Source organism: Agitococcus lubricus (assembly GCF_003051055.1).
Classification (GTDB): domain Bacteria; phylum Pseudomonadota; class Gammaproteobacteria; order Pseudomonadales; family Moraxellaceae; genus Agitococcus; species Agitococcus lubricus.
The window spans coordinates 172378-188857 of the sequence record NZ_QAON01000001.1; the positions used below are offsets into that span (position 1 = coordinate 172378).

A 16480-nucleotide genomic window follows, 5' to 3' on the forward strand; every position below is an offset into this window, starting at 1 on the left:
CAGAAATACATGACTCCTGAGGCTTTTTATTAACTGAGTGACAACAAGGCAATTAGTTACCGTAGACAATCACCGTAAAATCCGCCACCACACCTAAAATATTTTCTGATTGATAGTCGACATGGTGAATACGGGTGATGCCCGCGTTTTTGGCCGCTGCTTCAATACTGGCATCGCCCACGGCATACACACCTAAAATGGTACGAACCGAAGCACGTCCAATTTTAGTGGGTTTATCTGGGTTGTCTGTCACTAACATTGGCGCTTTAACATTGGTGTAAAACCCGCCATTGATAGGACTAACGGCAGTCGCACAACCTGTTAACATTGTGGCTAACGCTAAAGGCCACAAGAAATTTTTCATTGCTTAATTCCTCGTTGTTGTCATCGTGAGTTTTGGATACTTTGGACGATATGCCGCTTTTTCTACGGCTGGTTCTACTTCATCCGCAGCAGAAATTTCAGTTTCATCAGGCAATAATTTGCGTGCAGCAAGTGCTTGGTCGGCGTGGTTATCTAACCAACTAATAATATCATCCCAAACCGCACGTTTATCTGAATCATGCAAGGTGGCATGACGCATGCCCTTGTATACACGTAAGGTTTTATCTTGGCTTTGGATATTATCGTATAGAAACTGGCTGGATGATTCGGGGACTAATACATCTTTAGTGCCTTGTAAAATAATCATCGGCGAGCGGATGTTGTTGATATTCTCTTGTAAACGCTCGGAGGCATTTTGAATGGCAGAAATATAACTTAAAGGCAGAGCGGTACGTGTCGCATTGGGGTCGGTATTAAAACGCTCCCGTGCCTCTTTATCGGCCATCACGCGACCCACGAAGGGTTTTAAGATGGGCAAGGATGGAAATTCAGGTGCTACTGCGTCTGCTTGCGATACTGCCCACATACCAAAAGACATCAACTTATCAGGTACAGGAATGCCTACTAATGCAGACGGATTCGGCTTGACCGCAGGGGCATTGACAATCAGGCCATCACTCGAGACTTTATCCATCATATTCGCCATCAAGACGACCGCCCCACCCAACGATTCACCTTGTAAATAGACAGGAATATTGGGGAAGCGTTTACGAATTTCTCGACGGGCTAGCGTGACATCTTCCACATACTCATCATAGCTGCCCACGCTACCACGGCGACCATAACCTTGAGATTGCCCCCAACCACGCAAGTCAATACCAAAAACCGCATAGCCATTTTTTGTTAATTCGTTTGCCCACGGTGAGTAGAATCCAGAATGAAATACCGTGCCATGAACCAGTAGAATCACCGCACGGGGACGTTCAGCAGGTAGCCACCATTGACCAAACAAACGCAGACCACTGCGCGTGTAAAAATAACGGGCATCGGTTGCGTTATCGCCCAATATATATTTTTCTGGCTCTTCAGACTTGACGTTATGCATACTACTGCATGCGCCTAAACCCGTAACGGCTGTGACTAGCAATAAGCATCGAATCGCCAATAAACGCCAGTTATTCATACACGTTCCCCAACCACAGAACCATGGTACAGATTGAGACTTACTTTTTTTGAATCCGTTAGGTGCACACTTTATTGACTAAAGAATAGGTACACCGCGATGTGTAAGTCGTTATTTGTTTTAGCGGGCTATTTTTATGTTTAGACCTTAAGCCCCAACTTCGTAAGATGGCCTATTATTTAAATAAGACGAGTCGATGGTGGTCTGTACAACCAGATAACTGGTCAGTATGGCCTGTTTGCTATTACGGTTTGATGGTAGCTGCCACGACTCGACTATGAATATAGACTATGCCGACCGCTATATCTTATTGTAATTTTCTTGACCCATCTGTTTGCAAAACACGTCTATATTAGAATGTATGCCCTCATTTGTCATGCTTAACTTTTAAACATTACAAATAAATTTGTGTAGGCTTTCTATAATGATTGCATTTTTTCTCTTAACTGGGGGAGATGTCGACGGCTCACCACCAGCTTTTCGGGTATTCCCCGAAAACGTACTTGATATTGACCACCCGCCAACGACTCTAGGCCATCTAAAAAATGGGTTGCTAATAAGGCATTACGATGCACACGGATAAAACGGTCACCAAACTCCGCCTCTAAGTCTTTAAGTGTTTCATCCACTAATACTTGACCCCGTAAGTGACGCACGGTGACATATTTTTGGTCTGCTAAAAAATAATAAATATCACTGACAGGAATGAGTTCTAAACCACGGTGCGTACGCGCAGTAATATGTTGACGGGCTTCGGGCTTTGCTTCGTCGTTTGATTGCTCACGAATATGCTGTAATTGTGCACGATTGACGCGACTCGCACGGGCTAAGGCTTCATTTAATTGGTCTTTACGGACAGGCTTCAATAAATAACCAACAGCCTCTACCTGAAATGCGGCCAATGCATGTTCATCAAATGCGGTAATAAAAATGACAGCAGGCGGATTGGGCAAGCGCGATAACTCTTCGGCACAAGCAATACCATCCATGACAGGCATACGAATATCCAATAACACAACATCAGGTGCTAATAATTCAATTTTCTGTAACGCCTCGCGGCCATTTTCGGCTTCACCAATAATTTCACAGTCATCGCTATCACGTAGTAGACGTACTAAACGGTCTCGCGCGAGTGCCTCATCATCACAAACTAAAATTTTCATATCGCCTCCGTCTTAATCTTATAATGCTGCTTGCCGATAGAGCGTTTGCGTATAAGCTGTTTATTTTTTGTCCTAACCGTTTTCATTTAAGACCTGATTCAATGTTGTTATACTCTGTCTGGTGCTACATGCTTCGCTTGTCTTTTATGTGGCAATGTAACACCTTATCTAAAGATAGAGCGTCTGTTTTTATATACGGCTGCTATTTATAGCGTTTTTTGTCCAGATAACATAGCTAACTTGCTGTAATCCTTCTCCAAAATAGGCATTTTTGCTTATTTTATCAACATATCAAAGGCCAATTTACAGGGGCTATGATGAGTTAGTCTCAACTTTCCGTATTTTCTAGACTAAATGGATAAGACAATTGCGTAGTAAATAACTCGCCAACCGCCTGTGTTCTTAGTTTAGACTGTTCTCCGTAATGTGCTTGTAGGCGTTCTCGAATATTATTGAGTGCCATACTATTGCTTTTATGATGGCTTTTTTTATCCGCATGATACGGGTTAGTAATCACGATACTGAGCTCTTGCCCCGTCCAGCGAATTAAAATGGTGACTTTACCGACTTCTCCGCTCGGTTCTACCCCATGATAAATGGCATTTTCTAATAAAGGCTGCAAGGTCAAGGCAGGAATACGCAATAAAGGTTGCAAATTATCAAAGCGCCACTCAAAGTCAAGTCGTTTGCCTAATCTCAACTTTTCTATGCCTAAATAACGTTGGCATAAATTGATTTCATCTTGCAAGCTGACTTCACCTTCGGCTTTTAAACTCGCCCTAAATAATGCCGATAAATCTTCTACCACTTGCTCGGCTTTATCTGGGTCAACCATAATCAAACTGGCGATAATATTCATGGAATTAAATAAAAAATGCGGTCGAATACGGGCTTGTAAGGCTTGGACACGCGCCGTCAGTTCAGCACGCTGTTTACGCAGTAATTGCTCTTGCAAATAAAAATAACGTAATACTAAGCCTGCAATAATTCCGCCCATTAACACATTACGGGCTAAAACCGTTTTTAGGTCGATATCGCCTGGTTGACGGATTTGTAAAAATAAAAGTAAGCCTTCGGCGGCAAAGGTAAAAAAAGCGACTAAGGTCAAAAACATAAAAAAGATAACAAAGGCGGCATACGAGCGTTTGATGCGCCGTAAATACGGACGTAAACCACAAATGATAGCGGCAATACTAATGGCGACCCAAGACAACAAAAAAGATTTGAGTGCAAAATCACTCCATGTAAAGGGATGTTGCTGGTCTAAATCGGCAAGCACTAAAAAAATAGCCAATAACTCGGTCACAACCAATAAACGCAACACCGATTGCATATTACAAAAGTCAGGAATAAAAAAATCATCAGTCGTTTGACTGTTTGTTATCAGCGGCGATTGTTGCATAATAGTCGTTGTTCTCTTTATTGGGATATATCGCTTTTTGCACAATTACTGGGTTAGGTGTAAAAAGAAACATCTGCGTTAATAGCGCTGACTGTGTTCCTGTCATAGCGACTAACGATTTATCCTAATGATATCCACTACAGCATAGCATTGACATTTGCATGGATGTTGACTTTATTACATACCACGCAAATCTTAAGACACGTCTGTAGATTTACTTTATTATTTTTACCCCAATCAGTATCTTATGACGACAGCATCTTCTTCTATGTGGGGCGGTCGCTTTAGCGAAGCGACAGATGCCTTTGTAGCCGAGTTCACGGCTTCTGTAAATTTTGATAAGCGTTTGTACAAGCATGATATTCAAGGCTCTATTGCTCACGCGACCATGTTAGCGAAAGTCGGGGTATTAACTACCGATGAACGCGACGCCATCACTCAGGGCTTAACCACCATTCAACAAGAAATCGAAGCAGGTCAGTTTGAATGGCGTATTGATTTAGAAGATGTTCACATGAACATCGAAGCCCGCTTAACCGACCGTATTGGTATTGCGGGTAAAAAACTACATACAGGTCGTAGCCGTAATGACCAAGTAGCAACCGATATACGTTTGTATTTACGTGACGAAATCAGTCGTACACGACAAATTCTACACCGTCTGCTAGTGGGACTGTTAGATTTAGCCGAGCGTGAAGCCAGTACGATTATGGCGGGGTTTACGCATTTGCAAACCGCACAACCCGTCACCTTTGGCCATCATTTGTTGGCATGGTTTGAAATGCTGCTGCGTGACGATGAGCGTTTGGCCGATTGCCGTCGTCGGGTAAATCGTATGCCCTTAGGTTCTGCCGCGTTAGCAGGCACAACCTACCCGATTGACCGTGCGTATACTGCGGAGTTATTAGGTTTTGAAGGCATTTGCGAAAACTCCTTAGATGCCGTGTCTGACCGTGATTTTGCCATTGAGTTTTGTGCCGCAGCGTCCTTAACCATGATGCACTTGTCGCGCATGAGTGAAGAATTAATTTTATGGAATTCTCAACAATTTAAGTTTGTGGATATTCCAGACCGCTTTTGTACAGGCTCTAGTATTATGCCGCAAAAGAAAAATCCTGATGTCCCTGAACTCGTACGCGGCAAATCGGGACGGGTAAACGGTCATCTCATCAGTTTATTAACCTTGATGAAAGGCCAACCACTGGCTTACAACAAAGACAATCAAGAAGATAAAGAACCGCTATTTGACGCTTTAGATACGCTACAAGCCAGCTTACGGGCGTTTGCTGATATGGTACCCGCCTTAAAACCCAATCGAGAAGCCATGCGTGAAGCTGCTTTACGTGGTTTTGCCACCGCAACGGATTTAGCAGATTACTTAGTCAAAAAAGGCACTGCCTTTAGAGACGCGCATGAGATTGTTGGCAAAGCAGTGGCCTATGGTGTACAAAGCAATCAAGATTTAAGTGCCATGTCGCTCGCAGAATTACAACAATTTTCAGCCACGATTGAAGACGATGTGTTTCAAGTATTGAGCCTAGAAGGCTCGGTCAATGCTCGCAATCATCTGGGTGGCACTGCACCCAACCAAGTGCTGGCTGCCATCCAACGCGCTCGTTCACGTATTAGCACGGAGTAACAAAATGACACGCATGGTCATGTGCCGTAAATATCAACAATCCCTTGAGGGATTAGCTTTTGCTCCCTTTCCTGGAGCAAAGGGACAAGCCATTTTTGATACGATTTCTAAACAAGCATGGCAAGAGTGGCTCAAACATCAAACCATGTTGATTAACGAAAATCATCTCAATGTCATGCAGCCCGAAACGCATGCTTTTTTAGATGAGCAGCGGGAAAAGTTTTTCAGTAATGCCGACTATGAACGCCCTAAAGGCTGGACACCTGAAAAAAAATAATACCGTCTTCTTGTGTGCCAAAGACCAGCATTTTATGTTGGTCTTAACGGGCACAATCAGAAATCGCGCCCTTCACCCATCCCAGTCGCTAACGTTTAGTTTAAGGGGGCAACCCGTAATACTTCTTCGATGGTTGTTAAACCTTGCGCCACTTTTTGTGCGCCTGCAATACGCAGGGGTAATAAGCCTTCTTTATAGGCCTGCTTTTTCACTTCCGCTAAAGACGCATTATCGTTGAGTAATCGCTTCACCTCGTTACTCATCGGCATAATTTCATATAAACCGACACGCCCCAAATAGCCTGTATCACGACACTCTAAACATCCTTTGGGCGCACAAATTTTAGTTGGCATCGTGGCTTTCCACGGTTGCGTCAGGTCTGCCCAAGCCACAGCATCACACTCTGCTTCTACTTTGCAATGTGGACACAAAGTACGGACTAAACGTTGCGCCATAATGCCAATCACGGTGGCAGTAATCAAAAACGGCGGCACCCCTAAATCCAATAAACGCGTCACCGACGAAGGGGCATCATTCGTATGCAAAGTGGATAACACTAAATGGCCTGTTAACGCCGCCTGAATAGCCATATCTGCCGTGTCATAGTCGCGCACTTCTCCCACCATAATGATGTCGGGGTCTTGGCGCATCAGTGCTCTAATACCCTCCGCAAAGCTCAAGTCAATGCCATGATGTACCTGCATCTGGTTAAAACTGCCCTCAACCATTTCAATGGGGTCTTCTACCGTACACACATTGACCTCATCAGTGGCTAATTGTTTTAAGGTCGAATAAAGCGTGGTGGTTTTACCCGAACCCGTTGGTCCTGTGACTAAAATAATGCCATTGGGTTCTTGTACCATTTTTTGCCATTTCTCAAAGTCTGCCCCAATCAGACCTAAATCTTTGAAGCCTCTGACTAAAACATCAGGGTCAAAAATACGCATCACTAACTTTTCACCAAAAACGGTTGGCAAGGTCGCTAGACGTAATTCAATTTCTTGGCCTTTAGGATTGCGTGTTTTTAGGCGACCATCTTGCGGCTTGCGTTTTTCGGCCACATTCATACGGCCTAAGATTTTAATACGCGAGACGACGGCATTCATAATCTGACCAGGAAACTCATAAATATTATGCAAGACACCATCAATTCTAAATCTAACTCGACCCGATTCTCGACGTGGCTCTAAGTGAATATCACTGGCACGCTGGTCAAAAGCATACTGCAATAGCCAGTCGACAATATTAACAATATGTTGGTCGTTGGCATCGGGACTTTGTAAATTACCTAGCTCTAATAACTGCTCAAAATTACCCACGCGGTTGACATTACTGACCACAGAATCACTGTTATTTGCGCCCTCAATAGCACGGGCTAATTTATAAAACTCAATACTATAACGGTGTAAATGCGCGGGATTGACGACCACACGGCTAATGACTTTGCCTTTGAGCGTTTGGGTTAAATTTTCTTCCCATTCATGGTGAAACGGCTGACTACTGGCAATCACCACTTCGTCTTTGAACACCTGCACCGCCAAAATACTGTGTCGTTCGGCAAAGGCATACGACATCACTGCCGTCACGGTTGCGGCATTGATTTTTAGGGGGTCAATGTGAAATAGGGGCTGTCCTGCCTTATGAGCTAACCATGTACTTAGGCTGTCTAAGGTCAGCTTATGTTCTGGGTTTGCTTGGTCTACTACATCAAATTGAGCAATCATTTGTAAGGGATGCCAATGGATTTTGTCACGACTACGCGGCGTGGTTGCCACTAAATTGGCATCACGCTGGCTAATACGCCCTTCTTTTAATAACTCATCTAAACACCAACGTGTATCAATTCGATAAGAAACTTTGGATTTATTCATCTTTGTTTGCACACCTAATGGGCTGTACGGTCTGTTGTGTTTTTGATGACGGTTGCGAAAAATATCAACTGCCCCTAAGCCCTATTGTTAATTTTTATAAAATCCAATATAAACTTTCTAGAATCAAGGTTTTGTGTGTATTACGCTCATCACACACCTTTTTAGAAAAACCCAGTTTGGACTATCAAATAAATAGAACATAATTTCAAGGAGCATCTTTTATGTTTAGACGTTTTTCTGTTGTCATTTTAGCCGCTTTATGTTGTCAACAAGCACAAGCCGATGTTGCCCTTGGCGCAGGCTTAAGCACTTTAGGATTTGGTCTACAAGGGACGATTGCCATCAATCCTCATTTGAATTTACGCCTAGCCGCAAATGGCGGTACGTTTAATGATGATTTTGAAGAAAGTGGCATTCAATATAAAGGCGAGTTTGAGTTATCCAGCTATGGTCTCATTGCCGATATTCATCCCTTTGCAGGCAGTTTTTATCTTAGCGCGGGGTATTTAGGTCACGATAACTCTTTAGCACTTAAGGCGACTTGCCCTCAAAGCTGTGATATTGATGGTCAGTCCTACCAAAGCTCACCTGATGGCCAAATTAACTCTCATGTTGATTTTGGTACAGGTGCACCCTATTTGGGGATAGGTTGGGGTAATGCGATGCAAGGGGGCAGACTGTATGCCAAACTTGATATTGGCGTGTTATTTCAAGATAAACCCAAAGTAGATTTGACCGCGACAGGTAGTTTCAAAAATACAACAACAGGGTTAACCATGAATACTAGCAACCCTATTTTTCAAAAAGAATTGGCAAATGAAGAAAAGTCATTACAACAAGAAATCAATGATGCCGACTACAGTGAATTATACCCTGTGATTGGTTTAAGTATCGGCTACCGTTTTTAGGTCTCAGGCCATACGGTAAATAGGGTTGTTGACCCACAGCTTCATGCACAAAAGTGACAACTGTCAATGCTTTTCATGCGCATCGCTCTTTATACTCAAACGTCATCACTACTTTGCTCGTGCCAACGACTGGAATAATAATCATGTTAAAAAAACTCGCACTTAGCTTGTGTTTACCCCTTATGTTAAGCACAACGGCTGTCACTGCTGCCCCTTTAATCAGTGACCCTGTGGCTTTAATGCAATCCATTTTGCAACAAGAACGGGCATGGGCAGGTTTGGAAACAAAAACCATCAAAGTCGAAGATTTTACCTTTGCCTATAGTGAAGGGGGGCCTAAAACCGCACCGACCGTATTATTAGTTCACGGCTTTTCGGGGTCTCGTGATAACTGGAACCGCGTTGCTCGTAAGCTCACCAAAAAATACCGTGTGATTGCGCTAGACTTACCAGGTCATGGCGACACCATTACCCCTCCTACCTACGAGTATACACTGGCCAATTTATCAGAATCGGTACGTAAGTTTGTGACGGCCATGGGTATTCAAAAAGACTTAAATATTGCAGGTCATTCATTAGGGGGCGGTATTTCGGTTTTATATTCGGCTCTTTACTTTTTGGAAGTTCGCAGTGTTTTATTGGTGGATACCGCAGGCGTTTATGCTAATGCAGGGAACAGTTTGATTACTAAACCTCAAGAGCTCAGCAAATTATTAGCCCGTAAACCCGGTGACTTTGAACGTTTAGTCACACAATTTGCCACCTACTCCCCCCCTTTTGTGCCTAAAGAATTAATGGAAGGTTATGAAAAAATTCACATGCGTCGTTTAGCCGAACAAGAAAAATTGATGGCAGGTCTGACCGAACAAATGAAATGGTACACACCCGATACGTTCCAAACAGGCTTACGCACCTTAGAAGCGCCTGTATTGGTAGTATGGGGAGATAAAGACGCGATTATTGGGGTAGAAGCGGTAGAAGAAATTAAAAAGAATCTCAAAGATGGCGAATATTTGATTCTAAACGATGTCGGTCATACACCCATTTTAGAAGCCGACTATCCTGTCAGTGAAGCCTATATCAAATTTTTAGACAGGGTACAAAAAATGCCTAATAAATTCGCGCCTGCTACGCCTGCGAAATAATCTATATTGGGCATAGGGTCTGTTGACGTTTTGATTGTAATTGCGAAAGAAGCTATTTTTAGAGGATACGCGGCTCACACCTAAAACATCAACAGCCCCTACTCTCTCTCAACACCCTAAGATGCGGGAGAGAGTCCCCCCATTAGCCTGTAGATATGACTAAAAAGCAGTTAGATTGGGCTAAATTGTCAATGCAGCAACAGCAAATGCCCGCTAGTATGTCAATAAGACCACACACTTAGACTCTCCAAATAACATAGATTGATTATCCGTAAACAAATTACTAGGATAATCCGCTTATTACACATAACAATGAAGGAATGATTATGCACGCCACAGCGAGTGCTTTATTAGCCGCACACCGTGACCATTTATTAAGCCAACTAACAGGCGAACAACTCAACCATACCCTTAGCCGTGAAGTGAATGCTTTTTTAGATTGGGCAAGCCAATGTCCCATCAACAAAGTCGTCGCGGTAGAACGCTTACAACAAGTAGCGCTGCATTATGTTTTAGCACAAAGTCCAAGCGCAGGTTTAATTGAGCAAATCTTAACGATTGCTAAGGCTGCCTTCCGTAGCCCACTCAATCAAACAACGTATGTACATCAATTAATTGAGCACAAAGACTTTTTGGCGATTGTGGATAAAATTGCCAGCCACGAACAGCTCAAAAAAGACATTATTCATACGGCGGTGGGCAATCCAGTTTACGCCAAACTGTTATCGGATATTGTTTTTCATGCCTTAAGTGACTACTTAGTCAATGAAAATCCCTTAGCCAAAAAAGTGCCTGGTATGTCTTCTTTAATGAAAATGGGCAAAGGTTTAATGGACAGTACAGGCGGTAATGCCGCGATTGAATCGGCATTACGCAGTTATTTGCACAAAAACATGCAAAGTATTGTCGACCTGAGCGAAAAAGTCTTATTGCGCACCTTAGATGCCAAACAAATTCACCATGTTGCTGACCAGTTATGGCACAAAATCAAAGGTTCACCCTTATCCGTTATCCAACAATATATCAACGATAACGACATTGAATTTGCGACCCAAGAAGGGGTCAAATTATGGAATCATTTCCGCCAAACCGCCTATGCAAAATCACTGTTACAAGAGTTAATTGGCGTGTGGTTTAATCATTTTGCGCACAAAGATGGCGTCAGTTTATTGGCCGATTTACAGATTAGTCGTGATGATTTAGTCCGTGAAATTAACGCCTTTGCCGAACCCGTTGTGGCCGAAATGTTAGCCTCTGGTTTTCTTGCCGAGCGTATTGAGGCGCAATTAAGCGAATTTTATGGCTCAGAAGCCGTCAGTAAATTATTAGCTTAAGTCAGTACGGCGCAGGCTCTCAGCAACTGAGGTACTGAGAGTCTTAACGCGCCAATTTACGGCTAATTAATAAACTCATGACATGGGTTAAGGTTTTGAGCAAGGCATCTTGTTTTAAGGGTTTGACCAAAAAACCATTCATGCCTGCGGCTAAACCTTGTTGTTGATATTCGCTCAGGGCATGCGCGCTCACGCCATAAATCAACACGACATTCAGTTGTTTATCTTGCTCCCACTCCCTGATACGGCGTGTTGCGGTATAGCCGTCCATATTGGGCATTTCGCAATCCATTAAAATCACATCAAAATTGATATCGCCCGTCATAATCACTTGTAGCGCTTCTAAACCATCACTGGCGACAACAGGCTGAATTTGATATTTTTTTAACATGCCCACAATCACCATTTGATTGGTTGGATTGTCTTCGGCAACTAGCACGCGCAACCCCGATAGATTGGGATATTCAGCTTGAATAACAGGCGTATTCGTTTTAGCTTTTTTAGTTTTTGGCTCTACGCCATGCTGCATTTTGACATAGAACCAAAAACTTGAACCTTGTGTAGGCACACTTTTGACCCCAATATCACCCGACATTAAGCGCACTAACGAATGACAAATCGCCAAGCCCAAACCTGTCCCACCATATTTACGGGTAATCGAAGAATCTGCCTGTGAAAACGATTGAAATAAGCGTTCCCGTTGCTCATTGGTAATGCCAATCCCTGTATCTTGTACTTCAAATTGAACAAAAATTCCTGCTTCTTTACGGTCTTCACGCAGTGACGCCCTTAACGTCACCGTACCGCGTTCGGTGAATTTATAGGCATTGCCTAATAAATTGATAATAATTTGCCGAATACGGGTTGAGTCACCTATCAGCCAACGCGGTAACAACGGAGAAATATCGGTTCTAATGGGGACACCTCGTTCTTGCGCATGTAACGCAAATAACGACGCACACTCTTCGACTAAACCATAAAGGTCAAATAGCGTATGTTCTATCGCTAACTTACCTGCCTCAATTTTAGAGTAATCTAAGATGTCATTAATAATACGTAGCAAGGCTTCGCAAGACGCATGAATGGTTTGGGTATAGTGTTGTTGCTCGGTATCTAAATCGGTATCGGCTAATAGTTGCGTCATACCAATCATGCCATTCATCGGCGTGCGTATTTCGTGGCTCATATTGGCCAAAAACTCACTTTTCACTCTGGCCGCTGTTTCGGCTTGTTGCTGGGCGCGCTCTGCTTCTTCTGTTTTTAGTAATAAGGCTTGGGTACGCTCTTGCACTTTTTGGTCTAATAAACGATTTAATTGTTCTTGCTCTGCTAATTTGGCTTGTTGGGTGTATTCATTTTCTTGTTGTAGCAGACGTAATCTGTCGGTGAGTGCGGTATTGAGAATCAGTAAAGTGGTGACAGAGCCTAACTGCGAACCGTAAGTTGTCCAAAAATTCACAGGTAAAATATCAAAGGCACGTAATACATTGACCGTCCCACCAATCAACAAACCAGACCAGCCTAGCGTAAAATATTTACCTAGCCGATTACCCTGTCGCCAAATATAGATACCTGTAAAGTACATGGTAGGCGCAGCAATAAAGGCAGCAAACATGGCTAGTTGAATGGCCAACGCAAAGGGTAATATCCATGCGCCAATCAACACAACAGACAAAAACCCCCATATCCAACGGTCTAAGGCATGCCCACGCCATCGGCAATGTTGAATTTGCAGAAAAGACTTCGTTAAGACAAAAGCGGTGAGTGCCAATAAGCCCACGGCAAAAGGACGAATACGCTTCGCAAACTCTGGCCACTCCCCCCAAATAAACATACTGCCAATGCCGTTCAGACTGAGTTCAATGGTGGCATAACAGGCTAATACCATCATGTAATGCCAATGATTGATGTCACGTAAGATAAAAAACAAATAGGCGTTATAAACCAAAATAATCAAAATAGCGCCGTAGTACATGCCGAATAAAAAGCCTTCCTGACGCTGAATATCTCTAAACACTTCAGGATGTAACAAGTTAACCGCCATAATCATGGAGTCACGGCTTTGCAGACGCAAATAAACCACCGTGGTTTGTTTGGAGGGCAAATGGAGACTAAAGGCAAAACCACGGTCTTTAATCGGTCTTAAACTAAAGGGATAACGGTCGCCCGCATGAACTTCTTGATACTGTCCCTTGGCATCAGGCGCATAAAAATCAATTTCGTCCATCAAGGGATAATTGAGCTGTAAAATCCAATCTTGTTGTGTGCTTTGATTGTCTAAGGACAGCTTCACCCAATAAGCGGCTTTGGTAAAACCATAGTTGGGTAATAAGGTATTGGCGTATTGCCATTGTGTTTTATGACGTTGCTCTTCCGCCAAAATATCGGTTAATTTATATTCCAAACTCGGGTCAGCAAAATACACTAAGGCTTTACCCAAAATCAGTTGTTGGTCTTCTGGATTGACTATAATGCGTGTCTCACTGTTGGCATAAACAGGCGCAAACATCGTTAAACAGGCGTACACCAGCGCAATAACGTATGTCCTAAGATGATGAACGGTCATGTCTATACCCATTGTTATACTTATCAGCATGCGTGCTTGTATTAGTCGCTGTTTGGCTTATTATCCATCCAAACTTCCCTTTTTAGCCGTCTTATGCTTGGCCTGAGCTATGTTAGAATAAGGCATATTCTCTTGTTTGAACTGCATCATGAGCTCACCGAATCTACGCCCCTACGCTTGGCTTGCCATTGCCGCTGCTCTGCTTACCTTAGCACTCAAAACAGGAGCCTACTTTTTAACTCATTCCGTGGGCATGTTATCTGACGCCTTAGAGTCTATCGTCAATGTTGCCGCCGCGACAATGGCGCTGGCCATGCTCACCATTGCGGCACGTCCCGCAGATGACGACCATGCGTTTGGTCACACCAAAGCAGAGTATTTTTCGAGTGGGGTGGAAGGCGCACTCATTTTTTTAGCGGCTATTGCTATTATTTATACCGCGATTCCACGTTTATTGCATCCACAACCCTTAGCGCAAGTCGATTTAGGCTTAATGATTGCGATATTAGCATCCGCCATTAACTTTGGTGTCGCACTCATTTTATTAAAAGCAGGTAAACGCTATCACTCCATTACCTTAGAGGCCGATGCTCACCATTTGTTGACTGACGTATGGACATCGGTGGGTATTTTATTAGGGATTGGCGCCGTCGTTTGGACAGGTTGGTATGTTCTTGACCCACTGATTGCGATTGCAGTGGCCTTAAATATTATTTGGACAGGCTGGCAGTTATTACGTCGTTCGGTAGATGGTTTGATGGATGTTGCCTTGAGCGAACCCGAGTTAGACACAATCAAAACCATTCTCAGCACCTACGAACAGCAATATGGGGTGCATTACAATGCCTTAAAAACACGGCAAGCGGGCAGTAAAAAATTTATTTCTTTTCATTTGTTAGTCAATGGTGCATGGAGCGTAGAACAAGCACACGCGCTGCAAGACCAACTTGAAACCGCCATTGAAGCACAGATACTCGGTAGCCACGTATTGAGCCACGTTGAACCGATAGATGCTCCCTCGACTCACCACTACTAACCTTTAATGAAGGCCTCATAGACTATCCGTCTAGGTAAATCTGAACGGCCTTACCCTAATCATGGCTGCTGACACTCCCCAATAATCCAGCCATCGCTATGCCAGTCATCGCGCCAAAAACCTGACTTTTTTCATCAAAGGCCTGTCGCTAATTCCAAAGACCTTCTACGCTAAGTGAGCTACTCTTATTGCTATACAAACGCTACCCTCTATTTGATGACGAGAACATACCATGCCGTATACACTGAGTCCTTTGGCCAAAGAATTAAAACACTTGGAGCAACAAGGTGATTATTTGGCAGTGATAGCACTGGTCAAATCACAACTAGAGGCCAATAAACGTACCTTTGCCGACCCTTATATTAAAGAGTGGATTGGCCGTCGTTGGCGTAATTTATTTTTGCAAGAAGCTATCCACGATAAACGCGCACTCAAAGTGGCTAGCAAAAAATTGGCAATGGCCAAAGATAAACGCTCTGCACCACAAAAAATTGCTGAACGCTTTTTGAAAGGTGACCATCATGTAGAATGGGCGGTAGACATGCCTGCTGCACAAATCTCCCAAGACTTAGCAACGACCCTCATTTTTTGTCCTGGCTTTATTAACGGTTTATTACCTGCGCATGCCTTTGCCGAAGAGTTTCCTGCGATAGAAGCCGAATATGGCTGGAAGATTTTTCAGGCCGATGCTCACCCCATGCGGGGCTGTGAAGCCAACCATAGTGACATTTTACAAGCGATTATTGATGGCAAAGGCTTTTTGTCTAACCCAGGTGCCGCCAGTGACCAATTTCGCCCCAGTGTGCCGCCCGAAGATGTATTTTTAATGGGCTATAGCAAAGGTGCACCCGATATTTTATCAACCCTTGTGCATCATCATCAGGCTATTGGCCAGCGTGTACGCTGTGTCGTGACGTGGGCAGGCGCGATTGGTGGCTCATACATGGCAGACAATTTTTATGAATTGATTAAAAACGCCGATACCGATTTATTAACGTCTCGTTTACATGACTTTTTGCAGCTACTAGTACCCAGTTTAACGCGCAAAGGGTCATTACGTCGTTTAGCAGAATACGATATCAAAGGCGGGGTTCATAGCCTGACCACCAGTGCCCGTAACGAGTTTTATAAAAACTATCACGGCCTATTAGACGACCTCAATATCCCCGTCTTGAACTTTACTGCGGCCACCACCGCACTGGAAGTCCCGACTTTTCAAATGGCAGATTGCTTAAACTTAACTCGCTATGACGGTAATAACGACATGCAGGTAACACAAGAGCAAGCAAAACTTAAAATTCCGATGGCAGCTCATGTGGCCATGCTACACGGCCATCATTGGGACGTATCGTATCCGCCCTTCCCTAAAGCCTTACGCATGACTTCACCCAACTTAGACCATCCCTTTCCACGTAAGGCAGCGATTGTTGCGATTTTCAAACTCTTAGCAGAATTAGGGTTAATTGACTAAAAACTTGGTCAAGGACGACCAAAATCCCGATAAAATGCCCGTAAACAGCCGTGATTTTATGGTAATTTGACTGAGGATCTGTTGGGGTTTGGCCTGTGACTTAGGTTACTGGTACAAGCCTACAATAGCCCTTAGGCGCTGTTGGATGTTAAAGCACGCGG

The 16480-nt window shown here is 43.6% G+C and carries 13 protein-coding genes; 7 read left to right on the top strand and 6 right to left on the bottom strand.

Going from position 1 to position 16480, the window contains the following annotated elements:
• Window positions 1-52: 52 nt before the first annotated feature.
• From C8N29_RS00730 to C8N29_RS00745, 4 genes are all read right to left on the bottom strand, one after another.
• Window positions 53-364, bottom strand: coding sequence for a TRL-like family protein (locus C8N29_RS00730; protein WP_107864102.1), 312 nt, complete (start codon window positions 362-364; stop codon window positions 53-55).
• 3 nt (window positions 365-367) lie between these two features.
• Window positions 368-1507, bottom strand: coding sequence for an alpha/beta hydrolase (locus C8N29_RS00735; RefSeq protein ID WP_107864103.1), 1140 nt, complete (start codon window positions 1505-1507; stop codon window positions 368-370).
• Window positions 1508-1926: 419 nt separating this feature from the next.
• Window positions 1927-2670, bottom strand: coding sequence for a LytR/AlgR family response regulator transcription factor (locus C8N29_RS00740; protein ID WP_107864104.1), 744 nt, complete (start codon window positions 2668-2670; stop codon window positions 1927-1929).
• Between the two features lie 328 nt (window positions 2671-2998).
• Window positions 2999-4072, bottom strand: coding sequence for a sensor histidine kinase (locus tag C8N29_RS00745; protein ID WP_107864105.1), 1074 nt, complete (start codon window positions 4070-4072; stop codon window positions 2999-3001).
• A gap of 247 nt (window positions 4073-4319) precedes the next feature.
• On the opposite strand from C8N29_RS00745, the gene argH reads away from it, so the two are divergent.
• On the top strand, window positions 4320-5711 hold the full coding sequence (gene argH / locus C8N29_RS00750; RefSeq protein ID WP_204509242.1) for an argininosuccinate lyase: 1392 nt from the start codon (window positions 4320-4322) through the stop codon (window positions 5709-5711).
• A gap of 4 nt (window positions 5712-5715) precedes the next feature.
• Window positions 5716-5988, top strand: coding sequence for an oxidative damage protection protein (locus tag C8N29_RS00755; RefSeq protein ID WP_107864107.1), 273 nt, complete (start codon window positions 5716-5718; stop codon window positions 5986-5988).
• A 95-nt stretch (window positions 5989-6083) separates the two neighbouring features.
• On the opposite strand, the gene tfpB is transcribed toward C8N29_RS00755, so the two are convergent.
• On the bottom strand, window positions 6084-7859 hold the full coding sequence (tfpB, locus tag C8N29_RS00760; protein ID WP_107864108.1) for a type IV pilus assembly ATPase TfpB: 1776 nt from the start codon (window positions 7857-7859) through the stop codon (window positions 6084-6086).
• 221 nt (window positions 7860-8080) lie between these two features.
• Here tfpB and C8N29_RS00765 point away from each other — a divergent pair, with 221 nt between their 5' ends.
• The 3 genes from C8N29_RS00765 to C8N29_RS00775 all read left to right on the top strand — a co-directional run bounded on the left by C8N29_RS00765 (window position 8081) and on the right by C8N29_RS00775 (window position 11246).
• A complete protein-coding gene (locus C8N29_RS00765; RefSeq protein WP_107864109.1) occupies window positions 8081-8767 on the top strand; it encodes a hypothetical protein in 687 nt (228 codons plus the stop codon).
• 143 nt (window positions 8768-8910) lie between these two features.
• Window positions 8911-9912 carry an alpha/beta fold hydrolase gene (locus tag C8N29_RS00770; RefSeq protein ID WP_107864110.1) on the top strand — a complete coding sequence of 334 codons (1002 nt, stop codon included), beginning with the start codon at window positions 8911-8913 and terminating at the stop codon, window positions 9910-9912.
• Window positions 9913-10238: 326 nt separating this feature from the next.
• Window positions 10239-11246 (top strand): hypothetical protein, encoded by a 1008-nt coding sequence (locus tag C8N29_RS00775; RefSeq protein ID WP_146164393.1) that lies wholly within the window; start codon window positions 10239-10241, stop codon window positions 11244-11246.
• Window positions 11247-11289: 43 nt separating this feature from the next.
• Here C8N29_RS00775 and C8N29_RS00780 read toward each other — a convergent pair whose 3' ends face one another.
• Window positions 11290-13812 (bottom strand): hybrid sensor histidine kinase/response regulator, encoded by a 2523-nt coding sequence (locus C8N29_RS00780; protein ID WP_170106837.1) that lies wholly within the window; start codon window positions 13810-13812, stop codon window positions 11290-11292.
• 148 nt (window positions 13813-13960) lie between these two features.
• On the opposite strand from C8N29_RS00780, the gene C8N29_RS00785 reads away from it, so the two are divergent.
• Window positions 13961-14848, top strand: a complete 888-nt coding sequence (locus C8N29_RS00785) for a cation diffusion facilitator family transporter (RefSeq protein ID WP_107864113.1) — start codon at window positions 13961-13963, stop codon at window positions 14846-14848.
• 232 nt (window positions 14849-15080) lie between these two features.
• On the top strand, window positions 15081-16319 hold the full coding sequence (locus C8N29_RS00790) for a hypothetical protein (protein ID WP_107864114.1): 1239 nt from the start codon (window positions 15081-15083) through the stop codon (window positions 16317-16319).
• Window positions 16320-16480 lie beyond the last annotated feature (161 nt).

Coding starts and splice junctions, on each gene's coding strand:
- C8N29_RS00730 (WP_107864102.1), bottom strand. CDS start 364: ATGAAAAATTTCTTGTGGCCTTTAGCGTTAGCCACAATGTTAACAGGT.
- C8N29_RS00735 (WP_107864103.1), bottom strand. CDS start 1,507: ATGAATAACTGGCGTTTATTGGCGATTCGATGCTTATTGCTAGTCACA.
- C8N29_RS00740 (WP_107864104.1), bottom strand. CDS start 2,670: ATGAAAATTTTAGTTTGTGATGATGAGGCACTCGCGCGAGACCGTTTA.
- C8N29_RS00745 (WP_107864105.1), bottom strand. CDS start 4,072: ATGCAACAATCGCCGCTGATAACAAACAGTCAAACGACTGATGATTTT.
- argH (WP_204509242.1), top strand. CDS start 4,320: ATGACGACAGCATCTTCTTCTATGTGGGGCGGTCGCTTTAGCGAAGCG.
- C8N29_RS00755 (WP_107864107.1), top strand. CDS start 5,716: ATGACACGCATGGTCATGTGCCGTAAATATCAACAATCCCTTGAGGGA.
- tfpB (WP_107864108.1), bottom strand. CDS start 7,859: ATGAATAAATCCAAAGTTTCTTATCGAATTGATACACGTTGGTGTTTA.
- C8N29_RS00765 (WP_107864109.1), top strand. CDS start 8,081: ATGTTTAGACGTTTTTCTGTTGTCATTTTAGCCGCTTTATGTTGTCAA.
- C8N29_RS00770 (WP_107864110.1), top strand. CDS start 8,911: ATGTTAAAAAAACTCGCACTTAGCTTGTGTTTACCCCTTATGTTAAGC.
- C8N29_RS00775 (WP_146164393.1), top strand. CDS start 10,239: ATGCACGCCACAGCGAGTGCTTTATTAGCCGCACACCGTGACCATTTA.
- C8N29_RS00780 (WP_170106837.1), bottom strand. CDS start 13,812: ATGACCGTTCATCATCTTAGGACATACGTTATTGCGCTGGTGTACGCC.
- C8N29_RS00785 (WP_107864113.1), top strand. CDS start 13,961: ATGAGCTCACCGAATCTACGCCCCTACGCTTGGCTTGCCATTGCCGCT.
- C8N29_RS00790 (WP_107864114.1), top strand. CDS start 15,081: ATGCCGTATACACTGAGTCCTTTGGCCAAAGAATTAAAACACTTGGAG.